Raw genomic sequence first — 1,144 nt, 5'->3', positions numbered from 1 at the left:
CGCGCAAGCCTACGGCTTGCTTACCGAGTTTGCTTACGCAAACTCGCGGCGCATATAGGCAGGACGCGAAAGAGCAGGGCAAAACGCCCTGCTCTTTTTGTGCCCGCGTGTGCGCGGGAATTGAAGTATTGACTTGCGGCGGACGCGGAATTATACTGGGACAATGCGGCGGGGGCGGGCGGCGCGAGTTGCCTGCCGAAGGGCGAAAGCCATAGGGCGGATAAGCGCATACCGCGGCTACCGAGCGGGCTTGCCGAGGGGCGCGAAGAAGCGGGACGCGCATATATGCCGAGTTCTTTCAAAGAACTCGGACGTTCGGCTACCGCTGAACGCATATGCCCACGGCATCGTATGCGCACGGGGCAGTAACAACGGTTCGGTAAGGAGTTCTCAAATGAACAAAACAAGAAACACAGTGCTCGGCATTGTTTCGGCTCTCGCGCTGGCGGCGGGCGCGGGTTTCGCGCTGTATTCCTGCGACGGGTTCGCGGACGCGGCGGCTCAGGCAGCGGACGCCGGCAGGTATGTTGAAGAACTTGCCCCTCGTTACAGTATTCGCGGTCCGAGAGGGTGGGTAGACTATGAGTTTGAAAAGGACAATATGGTTACCCCACTCAAAAACTCTGCGTGGGGAGACGAAGCGAAAAGAATAGATGACCTTGAAAAAGACTATGTCCTTGGAACCGACAGGACGGTGCATGTTGAGCACTATTGGCGCTATACCAATGACAGACTCCGCAAGAAACTGGAAGCACAGGGGATAACGGTTACCGACTATTACAGCACGAGCAAAGCCGGGGAGTATTGCTATGTTGAGTTTAACCTGAAAGAAATCACAGCGATTAAGCGGGTATAAAGAGATACGGCGGACGCAGAAGCGCACAGAGCAGGGCAAAACGCCCTGCTCTTTTTTTATGCCCGCCCGCGCAGGTGTCTCGTGCCCGCCCGCGCAGGTGTCTCGTGCCCGCCCGCGCAGGTGTCTCGTGCCCGCCCGCGCAGGTGCCTCATGCCCGCCCGCGCAGGTGCCTCATGCCCGCCCGCGCAGGTGTCTCGTGCCCGCCCGTGCAGGTGTCTCGTGCCCGCCCGTGCAGGTGTCTCGTGCCCGCCCGCGCAGGTGTCTCGTGCCCGCCCGTGCAGGTGTCTC

3 protein-coding genes are annotated in these 1,144 nt (G+C 60.0%); 2 read left to right on the top strand and 1 reads right to left on the bottom strand.

From position 1 onward, the window contains the following. Positions 1-215 (top strand): hypothetical protein (locus AWU74_RS12745; RefSeq protein ID WP_238580195.1); only part of this gene is annotated, 215 nt, incomplete at its 5' end. Between the two features lie 179 nt (positions 216-394). After that, entirely contained in the window at positions 395-856 is a 462-nt protein-coding gene (locus AWU74_RS05850) for a hypothetical protein (RefSeq protein WP_062328516.1), read from the top strand. Positions 857-912: 56 nt separating this feature from the next. Here the strand turns inward: AWU74_RS05850 and AWU74_RS11730 are convergent. Then, positions 913-1,144: hypothetical protein (locus AWU74_RS11730; RefSeq protein WP_202966410.1), on the bottom strand; the 232-nt coding region annotated here is incomplete at its 5' end.

Source organism: Treponema endosymbiont of Eucomonympha sp., assembly GCF_001028545.1.
Note: the sequence above shows the minus strand (reverse complement) of the source record. Positions and strands in the feature narration are given on the sequence as shown.

Excerpts from the sequence above, each read along its gene's own strand:
- AWU74_RS05850 (WP_062328516.1), top strand. The coding sequence starts at position 395 with ATGAACAAAACAAGAAACACAGTGCTCGGCATTGTTTCGGCTCTCGCG.